A 14,708-nucleotide genomic window follows, 5' to 3' on the forward strand; every position below is an offset into this window, starting at 1 on the left:
AAAAAGACGCTTCTACTGTTAATAAACAGCAGGAAGCGTCCTGAAACGAATGGCAATTGTTCATCTTCCGAACCGTCCAGTCACGGGAACCTTACGCGTACTGGCCTCCATAGTGCCTGAACATAGCGGACAGGGCGGAGGACCAGAGGTCGCCTTTTTGGATGACTTGGCAGAAGCACCATCCGGTTTCTGGCGCAGCCATGCTTTGCAGGTGGACGAGCTGCACTTCCAGATTGCCACGGTCTCCGTGCGTTCTGTATTTCCTGAGGAATGCGACCCAGAACTGTTTGAGGAAGACGAAGCTGCCTGATTCACACCCGTGGTACTGAACGCCGTGTGATTTCGAATCACCCCGCTGCCGCGCCGCTCACTGAGACGATCCTCGTCTCGTTCATCGAGTACTTCAAAATCACGCCGATCACTTTGACGGATCGCGCTGCGCTGATCTGTACTTCGTAGATCTGAACCACGCTGAACTGGACTCACTGCATCCCGTCCCTGCGGCCGCGAACCTGAGTGGGCGTATGCTGCATTTCCATTTCTAGTTCTACTCTCATTGCCGTTAGCTTTACCATTCGTGTTCCCGTTACCCTTCCAGTTGCTGCTACTATTGCCATATGACGCGTGATTGCTAGTCGGTCCATCCTCGCGTTTTTTGCGTTTGTCCGGTACCTCCATGCCGAAGGCTTCCAGCAGAAAGCGGGAAACGTCCGCCGGTTTTCCGTGATGACTGGCGGGAGAAGTAACATATAAATACTTTTTGGCCCGTGTGATTGCGACATAGGCGAGTCGTCGCTCCTCTTCCAGAGCCATGTCCAGTTCGGCATCTGTCTGCTGTACGGTAAGAGCAGCCTTCTGGTCTTCAGGGATATCCTGCCGCAGTGCCGTGCTGTGAGGCACGATTCCTTCGCTGGCGCCGATCCAGTATACACATGGGAATTCAAGTCCCTTGGCCCGGTGAATCGTCATCAGTTGGACTGCATCGCTGTCCTGTGAACGGCGCAGTGATTCCATCTCACGGTGTCTGCGGGTGAGTTCATCGGCGAATTGGATGAACTCTTCAACGGTTTCGAATTTTTTTGCCGCAGCTTCGAATTCGTCTAGTGTCTCCAGCATCGTTTCCTTGTAATGGGTAAAGATGCTTGGATCACCGCTTTCCATATACTTGTCGTAAAACTGGCGGCGCATCTCTTGGATCGCGATCACCGGTTTCAGCTTCGTCAGTGATTTGATCAGCTTGATGCGTTCCTTGACCTGTTCCTGCTGAAAAGGCTTCAGCTTGTCCCATTTGGCCAGATGGATGAGCGGATATTTCTTCGCCTGCTGCTCTTCACTGCGCTGAATCCACTCCAATCCTGCATCACGGGAAACATAGAGAGGCCCCAGCGCACTCGGCAGAGCATCTACAGCACGTGGATTCAGGGACAAGCGCATATGATCCATTAACGGTCGAATCAATGACTGGTCATAGAAGACCGGGGAAGCACCATGTTGTACAAACGGCACATCTTTTAACACAAGCTGCTCAAATATAGCCCGACTGCTGCTGGCTGTCCGGTGAAGTATCGCGATATCCCGATACGTATGCAGACCTTCCTCGACTTGTTGACACAACTGGTTAACAACCCAGGCTGCTTCTTCCTCGGTATTGGAGGGGGTGGCGAACCGAGGCGCATCTCCACGATGTCCGGCTGCGCGTAGCCGCTTGTCACGTCTTCGTTTGTTTCGGGCGACCAATTCGCTGCCCAGTCCCAGAATACGTGCATCGCTGCGATAATTGATATCCAGCGTCACGATGCGTGCACCGGGGTAAACTTTATCGAATTCTAAAATGGATTCCTGCCGTGCCCCATTAAACGTATAAATTGTCTGGTCATCGTCCCCCACAACCATCAGGTTGCGGTGGGCGTCAGCCAGTTTTTGTACAATTTCATATTGCAGACTGTTGGTATCCTGGAACTCATCGACCATGATGTACTGAAAACGTTGCTGAAGCGGCCCCAGTACAGCAGGATCACGAAGCAGAGCGGCAGCTCGCAGCAAAATATCATCAAAATCCATTTTGTTGCGATCCTGCTTCCAGGCTTCATAACCAAGGAGAACACGTTTGGCATCCCGTTCCTCCTGTGATTTTTCGGGAAGATCGCTCGTTTCTGAGCCTTGCATTTTCCAAGCGGAAAGCATAGCCAGCAGACTCTCAGGCTGAAAAGCCTCACTCATGCCATTCTGGCGCAGAAGCATCTTGAGCACGGTATGCTGCGCACGGGACTCGCCAAAAATCTCCTCCTGAACGCCGTAATGACGCAGCAGTGTCAACGCGAACGAGTGAAATGTACGGGCCTGCACCGCTCGTGCGGCTGCGGGACGAATGCCAGGCAGCGATGCGATGCGGTCTTTCATCTCAGTGGCCGCTTTGTTCGTGAACGTTACCAGCAGGATACTCCCAGCGTGAGCACCACTGATCTCCATCAGGTAGCCGGCTCGTGCAGCCAGCACGGTTGTTTTGCCGCAGCCAGCTCCAGCGAGTGTTAGCAAGGGTCCCTTACCATGGCGAACCGCAGAGATTTGGGGTCCGTTCAGTCGGATGCCTACCTCCTCCAGAGAGCGGAAGTAAGGTGCATCCCGTTCATCACTGCTCACGAGTTGCCTACTGGTCTCGAGCGGAGCCGAGGGAGATTGTGGCAGGGATGCCGCCGGGGTAACCCCGAGCGGACGGGGGTAAAACGTTGAGTTCGGACTTAACATCATTCATCCACCTCTATATGCATTCAGGGATAGGACTATCCCGGCTTAAAAGTAATTCATTTGCCCTTTTCACAATCACATTGTAAATTGGTATGATAGGGATAACCGCCCAAGTAGGCGGATCAGCAGGGCCAAAGCTTCATTATACCCGAACGTATGGTCCTGACGAAAGCCCCCGAATTCATCCAGCATCGGCAGAAAACGGGCATTCGCGCGAGATTTTGCAACTTTTTGGCATGATATCGTATAAGTTATATACTATAAAAATCAAATGAAAATGGGTTTTGGAACAAATGATGTTGAATCAAAAGGTTCAACTCTGACGGGACAGAGGAGGAGAAGTCATGAAACTGCTTCAGCGAATTAAGAACGGAGCAAACAAAGCTACAGAGCGTGCCCAGCACGCCGTTGAAATCGGAAAAATAAATAATCAGATTGTGGGCTTGCAACAGGAACAGGAAGTCCATTTTACAGATATGGGTCGTATCTTCTATGAAGGTTATCGCGCACAGGACATGACGCATGCCGAAAAAGAGATGGTGGATCTATCGGGGCTGTGCGATGAATTGCAGGATGAGATCGATGGTCTGCGCAACAAGATTGCACAACTCAAAAATGAGCGCTTATGCGAGTGTGGACACGTCGCTTCACTGGATGCCAACTTCTGTCCGAAATGCGGACGCAAGTTGGGTGAATTCAAACCCGCAGCAGCATCTGTAGGGGCGACAAACCCTGCGAGACAGGAAGCAGCTGTGGCCCAAAGCCCGGAGGGACCAATCTATGATGCGCCAGCTGAAGAGGAACTGGAGGAAGCTGAGCCGTATCACACGGTAATTCCATCCATTGCGGACCTGGAGACCGAATCCGAATATAACAGTACGGAGTTTACCCAAGAGGAAAAGGAAGCGTTCGATGCCGAGTGGGAACGCCGTCGGGATGAAGAAATGCAACGGGAGCGCGAGCGCCAGCAGGAGCTGGATGAGCGCATTCGGTACTGGAAAGAAAATAATCCGATCGTGAACACGGTGGACGTACAGACCGAAGTGCCACGCGAAATGGTGAATTGTCAGATTTGTGCAGCAGAGCTGCCCAAAGGTTCGAAATGGTGCCCACGCTGCGGAGCAGAACAGATCTGATGCAGTAGAAGCGCTGCCGAATCATTGTGAGGCAGCGCTGGTTGCTTACAGCATGGGGGGACGGGAATATGGACCAACTGCTGCATCATTTGCGTCATCTGGGGTTTACCGAGATGGAATCTAAAATTATGGTGGAACTCGCTCGCCAAGGCTCGGCCTCGGGATATGAGGTTGCAAAAAGGCTAGGTGTGTCCCGTTCCAATGTATATGCCACCCTGCAACGGCTGGAACAGCGGGGATTCCTGCGTTGCAGCGCAGGAGAACCTGCGAAATACAGTGTCTTGAAGCCTGAGGAGATGACAAGCATGATCTCTGGTCAGATGCGTGCATCCCTTGAATATGTGCAGAGCAGTATGCCGCAGCATGAGCCGGAGAAGCCGGTCTTTTACAACATTGAAGGCGACAAAAATGTATTTGAGAATCTAAGCCGTGAACTTGCTGAGGCCAAACATGAGATTGTGGTGGACGTGTGGCGTGAGGAAGCGGAGTTGTTGCGTGCCGACTTGAAGCGTGCCGAAGACCGAGGTGTGCGCCTGTTATGGTCATGTGATGGTGGAGAGGGTATTATGGATCAGCCCGCTCCTTGGCCAGGCTTGCCTTCATACGGAACAGGGAATGGCCGGAAGTTCTCTTTAGTGGTAGATCGTCGTTGGTGCATGTTAGGGATGCGCGGAGAATCTTGCGCCACTCAAGCGATGGTGACAGAACATCCGGTCATGACCGGACTGCTGCTGAATCATTTTGCTCAGGAATTGGTGTTGTATGAACTGGAGCAGGACATGGGGGAGGAACTGGAGTCACGATACGGCCCTCGATACCAAAACCTCTCAGCACGTTATTGGTCAGTACCTTCAGAGGGAATTAACCCTGATTAAGAGTCGGCAGCTTCCGCAATTACGGTTTCAATTTGAATAGAGCAGACATCTTATGAACACCAAAATACGTGCTTAGAGGAAGCAGGCGTTGCCATGAGGCAGACGCCTCTTCATGCTAGTTAACAGAAGCAGTGATGTTCATCACAGCAAATGTTCCCTGTTGAGCTAATGTAATAGGGTATGAATTCATGCTATTTTTGAGAAAATGAAGCTATGAACGTAACTTCACCATAGGCAAAATTGGTTAGTTTTTGGGCAAGTGATATAACGCTTCAAGTACATCGATATAATATTCCGTACCGTGTGGCACGAACTCGGCTGCTCTAATTTCACGCATGTGACGTGTTTGAACGTGAAGAGGAACAGAGTTACTATTGGCCTGATCCGTCTGGTCGGACGCTGACTGTACGGCTTGTACTCCTGCGGCTTGAATCACATGGGTTTCACCACGGAACAAGGCAATCAAGTCATCCAAAGGCACTTCGTATAGGCTGTCGACTTCGCTTGCCTGCAAGGTATAGGCTTCGAGATGCTGGTTCAAGCACAGTCCAAAGACAGAGCTGAATTCCCGATCGATAAAAGGTACACCGCGAACCTGCCCTTCAAGTTGCTGTCTTGCAGTCAACAGGTAGGTCAGCGTTTCAAAAGGCGCTTGCACGCCCAATTCTTCCTCAAGCTCACGACTGGCTTCATGCAGCTGTTCGCCGGCTGTGAGATGCCCTGCTGCTGTAATGTCGTAACATCCGGGGAAGGTATCCTTGATATCCCGTCTTCGCTGAAATAGAACCAACCGCTGTGAACCTTCGTCCCGCACGATCCAGCAGTGGAATGAACGGTGCCAGAATCCTTTGGCATGGACCACGCTGCGCAGCTCTGTACCTATCCAATTTTGCTGATCGTCGTAAATATCGAAACGTTCTGGGGTCATGATACGTATCTCCTTATATAGCAAGTTTTAAAGTTCAAAATTTCACAAAGTATGTTTTAAACGAAAGGGGAACCATCTTATGGAATGCATTGTACACTTTCAGGTCATTTATCCGCAACCTCAGGAACGTAAAAGTCTTAGAGGATTGATTATGGTAGGTCAAGGTCAGGAACCGGCGAATAGCCAGCTAACAACGATGTTCAAAGATATGGGATTCAACGTACGTCTGGAAGACGAGAGCCAATTGTTGTTTAAACCTGTGGATGCGTCGATGAATTTTGATTATATCCGGGTAACAGAGCTCGATACCGGGGAAGAGGTTTATAAGGAAGATCGGGATTTGAAGTCGATTTTGGAACACTTGTTGCCGCGTCGATTCTAGTTTGTAAGCATGGTGAGTGTAAGGATAATAATGACAGTAGAGCAACATACCCTGCTTGTGAGATAAAGAAAGGCCCCACCTTTACGGTGAGACCTTTCATGTGGGAGCCGATTTGATTCCACCCGCCACGTGCGGGATGGCAACAACACGGATGAAGAAGCATGACAGACAGATCAAGCAGGAGTTTTTTTACATAAAGCTTTATTATAATAAAAATGTTCCTCTACTGTCCTCTATATAGAGTTAGGGCTACACTTTGAATTCTGATGCGCTTCAAGCATGGAAACAATTAAGCCGTTGCGCCGTTACCTTCTGCTTCCAGCTCTGAAGTACAGTGCGAACAGCGAGTAGCCGCAGCCGGAATTTCGGACAGACAGTATTTGCAAGCCTTGGTCGTTTTTTGCGGCTCGGGCTTTTTGTGTTCTTTGCTTTTGATGTAATTGATACCCTTCACCAGCATGAAAATACAGAAAGCGACGATGAGAAAATCAATCATAACGTTGATAAACTGCCCATATGCAATCACCGTAGCGCCAGCCTCATTGGCTTGAGCGAGTGTTGTGATCTCCTGTCCACTGGCTGTTTTCATATCCCGATCCAGATTAATGATTTTCTGACTGAAATCAATACCTCCAAGCAGTTTACCTACAGGTGGCATGATAATGTCATTCACGAGGGACGTGACAATTTTACCAAAAGCAGCCCCGATAATGACACCGACCGCCAGATCGATGACGTTGCCACGTACAGCAAATTCTTTAAATTCCTTCAGTACGCCTTTCATGTCTGCAAATCTCCTTTACCAAATAAATTCATAATACAGGCGGCGTTTCCATCGATTCTCCGTTCGGACACGCGCTTCCGTTCTCATATTGTACATAAAAAAACCGCAGCAATCATCCCTTTAATGCAAATTAAGACAAGTTTCCGCAACTTCCATGAAAATACTTCTTTATTTCACGCCGCCGATTCGGTATACTTCTAACATTATCAGTTCCGTTCACACTTTTACATTCAGGTTCGCGATCATACATTGTACCGAATCATGGAGCTTAAAAATTAAATATGCCGACTCGTATATGTGCAGGAATAGGCCTGCATGTTTCTACCCGATCACCGGAATGATCGGACTACGGGAAAGATCCTGCAACGTTTTTAAGGTATGGAGAGAGATGATTCTCGGGCCGTGTGTCTGAAAAAGGATGTTCAGGCAGCTTCATATCCCTTCTTGGATAGGGAGATTTGAGGCTCGCTCTGAGTTATCCTGTTATCATGCTCTTCCATTACATTACACTACACTGCAGTATCCATGCGGCTTGTCCACATACGTACAAGTCCGTCTTTTCCCGTCTCCGGTTCTTCCGCAGCGTGTAAAAAGGCGGGCTTTTTGTTTTTTTACAGAGGGGATCGAGGTCATGCAGGCTTCTGTACGGGAGGGCGCACAGGGGGAAGAATTACGATGCAATTGTTAAAAGACAAGGTAATACAGGAAGGCATTGTTCTGTCCGAGCAGGTACTCAAAGTGGATTCATTCCTGAACCACCAGATGGACCCGGTTCTGATGAAGGAAGTGGGCAAGGAGTTCATCCGCCGTTTTGAAGGGGAGAACATTACGCGTGTACTGACGATTGAATCCTCAGGGATCGCACCAGGCATCATGACTGCGCTGGAACTCAACGTTCCGCTTATTTTTGCACGGAAGCAGAAGTCACTTACACTCACGGAAGACATTCTGGTTGAGAAGGTGTACTCCTTTACGAAGCAGGAGACCAATGAAATTACAGTTGCGAAGAAGTTCATGCAGCCTGGTGACCGTGTACTGATCATTGATGACTTTCTAGCCAATGGCGAGGCAGCATTTGGTCTGGCCCGCATTGTGGAGCAAGTAGGCGCTGAAGTAGTTGGTATTGGCATCGTGATTGAAAAGGCGTTCCAACCAGGAGGCCGCTTGCTGAAAGAAGCAGGATATCGTGTGGAATCACTGGTTCGTATTGGGGCGTTGTCAGACGGAAAAGTTACGTTTGCGGACGAGGAGGTCACGATCTAATATGGCACGCGAACGTATTTTTCAGCGGCATCGGCATCCGATCAAAACCTTTTCTTTGGGTCTCCAGCACGTGCTGGCGATGTATGCAGGAGCTGTCGTTGTACCGATTATTGTCAGCAAGGCCCTTGGTTTTACAACGGAGCAGTTAACCTATCTGATTGCGATTGACCTGCTCGCCTGTGGTGTGGCAACACTGCTTCAGGTATGGGGCAATCGTTTCTTCGGAGTGGGGCTGCCCGTCATGCTTGGCTGTGCATTCCAGGCTGTATCACCGATGATTTTAATTGGGATGAAGAGCGGCGTGTCTGCCATTTATGGTGCGATCATTGCGTCAGGGATATTCGTTGTATTGTTCTCGGGCATTTTTGGCAAATTGATTCGGCTCTTTCCGCCAGTCGTCACCGGATCAGTAGTAACCATTATTGGTCTGACTCTGATTCCGGTTGCGTTCAACGATCTCGGCGGCGGTCAGGGTGCAGAAGATTTTGGCAGTGGTGTTCATCTTCTGCTCGGATTCGGCGTATTGGTGTTCATCATTCTGATGACACGGTTCACGACAGGATTCGTTCGTTCCATCTCGGTGTTGATCGGACTTCTTGTGGGCACAGTGGCAGCAGGGCTTATGGGTGAAGTTAACTTTGCGCCAATTCGCGAAGCGAGCTGGTTCCACGTCGTGCAGCCGTTCTACTTTGGTACACCGACGTTTGAAATTGTGCCAATTCTAACCATGATTCTGGTAGCGATTGTCAGCGTGGCTGAATCCACTGGTGTATTTATGGCTCTTGGCAAAATTTTAGATAAAGACCTGTCTTCCAAGGATCTGGCCCGTGGCTACCGTGCAGAAGGCTTGGCGATTGTGCTGGGTGGTATTTTCAACTCATTCCCGTACACGACCTATTCACAAAACGTAGGGCTTGTACAGATGACTCGTGTCAAAACGCGAGATGTTATCGTTGTAGCGGGTGGATTGCTTGTGGTCATCGGCTTTGTGCCGAAGATTGCTGCATTGGCACAGCTGGTACCAGGTTCTGTTCTTGGCGGGGCCATGGTTGCATTGTTCGGTATGGTAGTATCGTCTGGTATTCGTATTCTGGGCAGCCAGGTCGATCTGAACCGTCATGAGAACCTGTTCATCATCGCCTGCTCTGTAGGCATGGGGCTGGGTGTAACGGTTGTGCCTCAATTGTTCGCAGGTGCGCCGGACTGGGCACAGATTATGCTCGGTAACGGAATCATTGCCGGTAGTTTTACTGCCATTTTCATGAATTTGCTCTTTAATGGTCTGGGTACTCAAGCAACGGCTGCCAAAATGGCTGAACGTCAAGCGGATGTGATCCTTGGAGATAACGGCAAGTCGGCGTAAAAAGTAAAGAGTTGAAATCGTCGTTGCCATTACCCGACGCCTTCATCATGCATATTATGTTAACTTTAAATTCCTCATGGATTGAATAATAAATGTTGTGAATAAAAAAGTTAAACGGCCTGAACTATTCAGGGGATGAATCATCTATCCTGTGAATCGTTATTGAAGGCATAATAAACGAAACACCGGAGATCTTGCTCATTAGAGAGCAGGAGATCCGGTGTTTTTTCTTTTTTTTGCCGAAAACAAGATGGATTATTATGTAGACTCACGAGATGAATTACTTTGGGATGAAGCCGATAGACACGTTACATATTACAGATGCCGCATCTGTTTCTCTGCAAAGTCTCCGACCCACGGCAGCTTCAGCCATTTGCCTTGCAGACTGGTGACTACCATGAGAAGCCAGACCACCACACCAAGCAGGGACAACAGCGATGCCAGCAGTGGCCCAAAAAGTGGGAGAAATGCACACAACACATGACCGACCATAATGAGGCCAAATACCGTGACGGATTGAAGTGCATGAAACAGAACGAATCGGCTGCGTTTTTCTACAGCCAGAAAGACGATTCCGCCTACAAAAGTGAACAGATAACAGAGCATGCCGGCAATATTTTCATCCAGACCGCTTGATGATTTCATGGGGGACATTCGGTCCAGCCTCCTTTATCCTTTTTAACTAGGTTATGAAGGAGGTGGACAGAACTGAACCGGTTTGATCAAGGAATGTTCCAGATGGACAAAGAAAATGTAACACTCAATATAGGTAAACACCACGTGAGACTATAGATTCATTTGAAAATAGAAGTGCGTATATACACATCCAATTTGAGACTTTCTACATATTTAAAATATTCCATAAAATTCCGAATTATATAAATACAATTATAAAGGGGCACCATTAATTAATTTGAGATACAAGGAGGCTTATTCATGAATATATCCGCAACAACATACGGTCAGGTTCGGGTAACACCTTACGAAATCGTTCGTCTTCAAACCCTTGAAGTGAATAAAACGATGAACGGACATGCACGAATGAGAATGACGGCAGTGATACCGGAAGCTCGAAAAGACAGCTATGTGCAAGCAACAACATCCCAAACAGATATTAAAGTGAAAATTACCGATGACGAAGGACATGAGAAGGTGTTCTTCTCCGGTGTGGTGCTGCATGTGAAAGTGAACGTCATTAATGATGTACATACACTAATGGTTGACGCAGTATCCCATACCTATTTGTTGGATGTAAAGCTGCATAAGCGTTCCTTCCAAAACCCTAATCTGTCCTACAAGAATTTGGTGCGCAAGATTATTTCTCCCTATGAAGGTTCAGATGTCATTGACTTTGCTACAGATGGCCGTAAAATCGGAGATTTTGTGATGCAGTATGAGGAAACAGATTGGCAATTTATCAAAAGGATGGCTTCCCATTTCTACACTGGAGTTGTACCGGATACAGCGTCAGGCAAACCTAAGTTTTATTTTGGCTTACCGGAAGGCCAGTATAAGGGTGAATTGCAAGCATCCCATTACACAGCAACTAAACGAATTGCCGACTATCGATCTGCCAAGGAAAACAAAGTACCGGGTGTCAAAGATCCGGATTATATCGTATACGAAGCGGACAGCAGGCAATGGTTCGAAGTAGGGAATGAAGTAGAGTTTAAATCCAAAAAGTGGATTGTAGGTGAGGCGAAGACCCGATTCATCGATAGTTTGCTAAATCATACATATTCCTTATTTCCAGCGGAGGGGCTTCGTTATAAGAAGAGCTACAATACTTCCATTATTGGCGCTTCCATTCAGGCTTCGGTTCTCCAAGTCAAGGGGGACAAAGTTCGTGCGAAGCTCGATATGGATGAGCAGCAGGATGAGAGCACAGCCTATTTCTTTCCCTATTCAACGATTTATGCTTCCGAGAACAATACAGGCTGGTATTGCATGCCTGAAGTGAATGATAGCATTCGTATTTATTTTCCGAGCAAAAAAGAGGAAGACGGCATTGCCATAAGCTCTGTAAAAAGGCAAGATCCTGAGATTGTGCCAGCTACACCGAAACAGGCTTCAACCGCATCATCTGCGGCTGGAAAGGGTGGGGCTTCGGGACAGTCTGGGGGAAGTCCAAGCGGGAGTAATCGTAATAGTTCAGGCGCGGGTGGAGGTGGAAGTAAATCTAGCCCGGCCAGCAGAGTAGCCCCGCCCCCAGTGCCCGAAGATCGAATGGGGAATCCAGACATCAAGACATTCCGAACCAAGTATGGGAAAGAGATCATGCTGGCTCCAGACAAAATTGTGATCTCGGCGGGTGGAATGTATATCACGGTCAGTGACGAGAATGGCATCGAGATTGTAAGCGATCAGAATGTCAGCATTACAGCGGGTCAGGATGTCGTCATGTCCGGACAAACTATTCGGATCGCAGGCGAGAAAGTTGAGTTAACCGGAAAGGGCAATACCATCACGTTGGAAGAAGAGTTGAAGATGCACGGGGCGGAGATCAAGATGAATTAGCCAAGAGTGGTAGAAAGGAAGAGAAATGAACAAAGCGGAAGCGATTGCACATTTACAGCAGGAAATATTGGAACCCGCACTTCAGGCACATCTCTCGACACTTAGGGTGTACATCATGCAACATCAGAACTCGTTAATCCAATCGTTCGTAGAGTCTATGCGGCAACTCTGTGTAAAAGCAGAATGGGCCCAACAGGAACTCGGGAAAGAACCAATCTCAATCCTTCATTGTTCCATGTTGAGAACATCTATATTGGAGGGGAGTTACACCTGCTTAATGGAAGCCTACTCCGATCAATGGTATTGGGATGAGGTGGAGTGTATGCACACATATGATGCGACGTGGGCATTCCAGCCGTTGTCTTCGTTACAACAGCTGCTTCATATCGAAATGAGACGTTATGGAGGTGTACTGAATGCTTCTGATGTTGAACGGATGATGTTGCAGTCCGCGGGGAGATTCAATGCCTACGTCATTACGCTTGCACGTCTGGCCGTACCCCATGTTGTGAATTTGAAAGAGATGGAACACATCAACCGTGCAGATCAGTTTCAGATCAGGGTAGGTGAATATAAGGACTGGAGTGAACCCGTGTATATCAGGGACTATGGGTATAGGGACATGCAGAACATTCGCAAGAAATTATCAGTAGCGGAAGGGCTGGAATGTGCTTATGGAGACTATACGTCACTATCCATGGCAGAGGGATTATATGACCACGTTGATATCAGGTATTCCGATTTCAGTCATGCCGATCTGAACAAGAGTAACTTAAGAGGTGCTGTGATGATTGGGACCAAATGGGAACAGAGTGATCTGAGTGGAGCTGACCTCAGAGGGGCGCTACTTATGGATGCTGTGTTCCGGGAATGCAGTCTGCGTGGAGCCAACCTGTCTGATGTCAGTGACGGAGCGAGTATGGAATTCGAGAAAAGTGTTCTTGGTCTTCAGGGAATCTGTTTTGCCGGAGCCAATCTGGAAGGCGCTGACCTCAGGGGAGCACAGTTATTCCATGCTGATTTTCAGGGGGCTAGGCTGAGTCAGGCACAGATATGGATTCATGACCGTGAGAGGTATACACATGTTTTGAATGAAGAGCAGATTGAATCGATACGCTGGGTTGTATCCCATGAGGAAGAGGAGGAGCTATGGTCCCACGATTTTATGAACTGACCGAAGATCATCGGATATTGAATCCGTTCAGGCCTCCCATATTACAAACCAGTTTTGATGAGTTGCCCATTTCAACTGTCATGATGATTGAACGCAGACTGAATGAAGAGCCGACCGATTGGATAAGTAGGCCTTCATATTTTGTTAGTGATCGCATGAAGCGGCTGATGGAAATGGTTGATGAAGCACTGATATTCAAATCCGTCACCTTCATCGATCATGGTAGCGGGGAGCAGTTGAGCTACTGGGCGTGTCATATCCCTGCTGTGCAGGCTTTGTCTGACGATAGCCTGTTTTATCGGAATGGTTCAATACAGCAGCTTGTATTGCAGGGTGAGGCGGTTAAAGATCAACGCATGTTTACATTGGAGGGTGTAAGAGGGAGTGGTGTAATCGTGCGTCTTGATGTAGCAGAGAGCATGCTTCGCAGAGGGTTGAGTGGCTTTGTTTTACGAAAGGTGGATCTGGAATGAACCGATATGGTGATGAGATGCTGCTGAAAATGGATCGGGATTTCCGTTTGGCGAAGCGCATCCAGGAAGCTGAAGCGGCAAGTGGTGAGCTGATGACGCAGGAAGAGGTTACATACGGAGTACGCCAGGGTCTGATCGAGACCGAAGCAGAAATCATCACGTTGAATAATTACCGGATCTGGGATGGGCTACTAACTCTTCCTTTACCGGATCAGCTGGTCCAGGTTCCCCGTGGCAAACTACAGGAGGGCAGAAACAGCCATGAACGAGATGAGGTCATGTGGATCGATGAGCAAAAGGGTATCAGCTTAAGCCTATCTAGATCATCTCATCCATTGCACGTCAGCCAGATTGAGGGAATGGGCAGTATCATCACAGATCAGATGCGAACGCTCAAAAAGGATGCGCAATGGTTACATGAGGAGACGGTACAAGGAGATAGCCTGATTGTCTTCTATGGAGAATCCATTCAGCCCTCAAACTTGGGAATGGCTTACGATATTGTGATCGTTACATCGGTAAAAGGAAGAGCGGTCACAGGGAATGTCCGTTTTCCGGTTGAACAGCTTCATCTATGGCGACTTCTAACAAGGGCGATATTTACATGTGCCCAGATGAGTGAAAACGGAAATGGACCAATCGATTATTAACATAGGGGGGACTAGAATGCTGCTACCCATGCTGTTCAAAGCTTTGATGTCAGGAGGTTTCGGTGGTGAATTTACCTATGTGGTCAGAGGTGCCGAGATTTTCTGTAGTCAGGGGTCAGATCCGGGTGTACTGAACCTGCCGCTTTCCCACGGCATCTATATTAAGGAACAGCCTGTATTAAACGTTGCGGACGTGATTCCACTGGCTAACGTTGGACGATGCGGGTTTTGCAAAATGGACGGAGCATTGTGTGAACCAGATACGTTCTTCAACAAATGGAGCCAGGGCAAGGAGGACGTGCTGGTGGAAGGTGAGGCCGCTCTGCTCAGTCGATCTGAACTGATATGCCGAAAAGGCGGGATTATCAAGATTGAGGTCGATGGTCAGTTGTAAGATGCAGACGGATAAGAAAGGGGG

The 14,708-nt window shown here is 48.4% G+C and carries 14 protein-coding genes and 1 riboswitch; of the genes, 10 read left to right on the forward strand and 4 right to left on the reverse strand.

Going from position 1 to position 14,708, the window contains the following annotated elements; all coding sequences use genetic code 11:
- Positions 1-60 precede the first annotated feature (60 nt).
- On the reverse strand, positions 61-2,745 hold the full coding sequence (locus tag ACDJ58_RS01595; protein WP_413379419.1) for a UvrD-helicase domain-containing protein: 2,685 nt from the start codon (positions 2,743-2,745) through the stop codon (positions 61-63).
- 344 nt (positions 2,746-3,089) lie between these two features.
- Between ACDJ58_RS01595 and ACDJ58_RS01600 the strand changes: the two genes are divergently transcribed.
- The gene (locus ACDJ58_RS01600) at positions 3,090-3,881 is read left to right on the forward strand and encodes a zinc ribbon domain-containing protein (protein WP_413374952.1); all 792 of its coding nucleotides are present in this window, start codon (positions 3,090-3,092) and stop codon (positions 3,879-3,881) included.
- 68 nt (positions 3,882-3,949) lie between these two features.
- The gene (locus tag ACDJ58_RS01605) at positions 3,950-4,756 is read left to right on the forward strand and encodes a TrmB family transcriptional regulator (protein ID WP_413374954.1); all 807 of its coding nucleotides are present in this window, start codon (positions 3,950-3,952) and stop codon (positions 4,754-4,756) included.
- A gap of 244 nt (positions 4,757-5,000) precedes the next feature.
- Here the strand turns inward: ACDJ58_RS01605 and ACDJ58_RS01610 are convergent, their stop codons facing one another.
- On the reverse strand, positions 5,001-5,684 hold the full coding sequence (locus ACDJ58_RS01610; RefSeq protein WP_413374956.1) for an NUDIX hydrolase: 684 nt from the start codon (positions 5,682-5,684) through the stop codon (positions 5,001-5,003).
- A gap of 79 nt (positions 5,685-5,763) precedes the next feature.
- Here ACDJ58_RS01610 and ACDJ58_RS01615 point away from each other — a divergent pair, with 79 nt between their 5' ends.
- Entirely contained in the window at positions 5,764-6,066 is a 303-nt protein-coding gene (locus tag ACDJ58_RS01615) for a hypothetical protein (protein ID WP_063567890.1), read from the forward strand.
- Positions 6,067-6,355: 289 nt separating this feature from the next.
- Here the strand turns inward: ACDJ58_RS01615 and mscL are convergent, their stop codons facing one another.
- Entirely contained in the window at positions 6,356-6,850 is a 495-nt protein-coding gene (gene mscL / locus ACDJ58_RS01620; protein WP_063567891.1) for a large conductance mechanosensitive channel protein MscL, read from the reverse strand.
- Positions 6,851-7,119: 269 nt separating this feature from the next.
- Positions 7,120-7,219, forward strand: a riboswitch (purine riboswitch).
- Between the two features lie 306 nt (positions 7,220-7,525).
- Between mscL and ACDJ58_RS01625 the strand changes: the two genes are divergently transcribed.
- Together ACDJ58_RS01625 and ACDJ58_RS01630 are read left to right on the forward strand one after the other, a co-directional pair.
- Positions 7,526-8,113 carry a xanthine phosphoribosyltransferase gene (locus ACDJ58_RS01625; RefSeq protein WP_063567892.1) on the forward strand — a complete coding sequence of 196 codons (588 nt, stop codon included), beginning with the start codon at positions 7,526-7,528 and terminating at the stop codon, positions 8,111-8,113.
- 1 nt (position 8,114) lies between these two features.
- Positions 8,115-9,476: a nucleobase:cation symporter-2 family protein gene (locus ACDJ58_RS01630; RefSeq protein WP_090810282.1), complete on the forward strand. Its 1,362-nt coding sequence runs from the start codon at positions 8,115-8,117 to the stop codon at positions 9,474-9,476.
- Between the two features lie 315 nt (positions 9,477-9,791).
- Here ACDJ58_RS01630 and ACDJ58_RS01635 read toward each other — a convergent pair whose 3' ends face one another.
- Positions 9,792-10,130 (reverse strand): DUF4870 domain-containing protein, encoded by a 339-nt coding sequence (locus ACDJ58_RS01635; protein ID WP_063567894.1) that lies wholly within the window; start codon positions 10,128-10,130, stop codon positions 9,792-9,794.
- Positions 10,131-10,412: 282 nt separating this feature from the next.
- Between ACDJ58_RS01635 and ACDJ58_RS01640 the strand changes: the two genes are divergently transcribed.
- The 5 genes from ACDJ58_RS01640 to ACDJ58_RS01660 all read left to right on the forward strand — a co-directional run bounded on the left by ACDJ58_RS01640 (position 10,413) and on the right by ACDJ58_RS01660 (position 14,684).
- On the forward strand, positions 10,413-11,993 hold the full coding sequence (locus ACDJ58_RS01640) for a hypothetical protein (RefSeq protein ID WP_413374960.1): 1,581 nt from the start codon (positions 10,413-10,415) through the stop codon (positions 11,991-11,993).
- A gap of 277 nt (positions 11,994-12,270) precedes the next feature.
- Positions 12,271-13,167: a pentapeptide repeat-containing protein gene (locus tag ACDJ58_RS01645; RefSeq protein ID WP_413374962.1), complete on the forward strand. Its 897-nt coding sequence runs from the start codon at positions 12,271-12,273 to the stop codon at positions 13,165-13,167.
- Complete coding sequence (locus ACDJ58_RS01650) at positions 13,143-13,640, forward strand: imm11 family protein (RefSeq protein ID WP_413374964.1); 498 nt, start codon at positions 13,143-13,145, stop codon at positions 13,638-13,640. The genes ACDJ58_RS01645 and ACDJ58_RS01650 overlap by 25 nt, the downstream gene beginning before the upstream one ends.
- Positions 13,637-14,290, forward strand: coding sequence for a hypothetical protein (locus tag ACDJ58_RS01655; RefSeq protein ID WP_413374966.1), 654 nt, complete (start codon positions 13,637-13,639; stop codon positions 14,288-14,290). The genes ACDJ58_RS01650 and ACDJ58_RS01655 overlap by 4 nt, the downstream gene beginning before the upstream one ends.
- Before the next feature lie 16 nt (positions 14,291-14,306).
- The gene (locus tag ACDJ58_RS01660) at positions 14,307-14,684 is read left to right on the forward strand and encodes a DUF4280 domain-containing protein (protein WP_413374968.1); all 378 of its coding nucleotides are present in this window, start codon (positions 14,307-14,309) and stop codon (positions 14,682-14,684) included.
- The last annotated feature ends 24 nt before the right edge of the window (positions 14,685-14,708 follow it).

The organism is Paenibacillus taichungensis (assembly GCF_047302525.1).
Taxonomy (GTDB): domain Bacteria; phylum Bacillota; class Bacilli; order Paenibacillales; family Paenibacillaceae; genus Paenibacillus; species Paenibacillus taichungensis_B.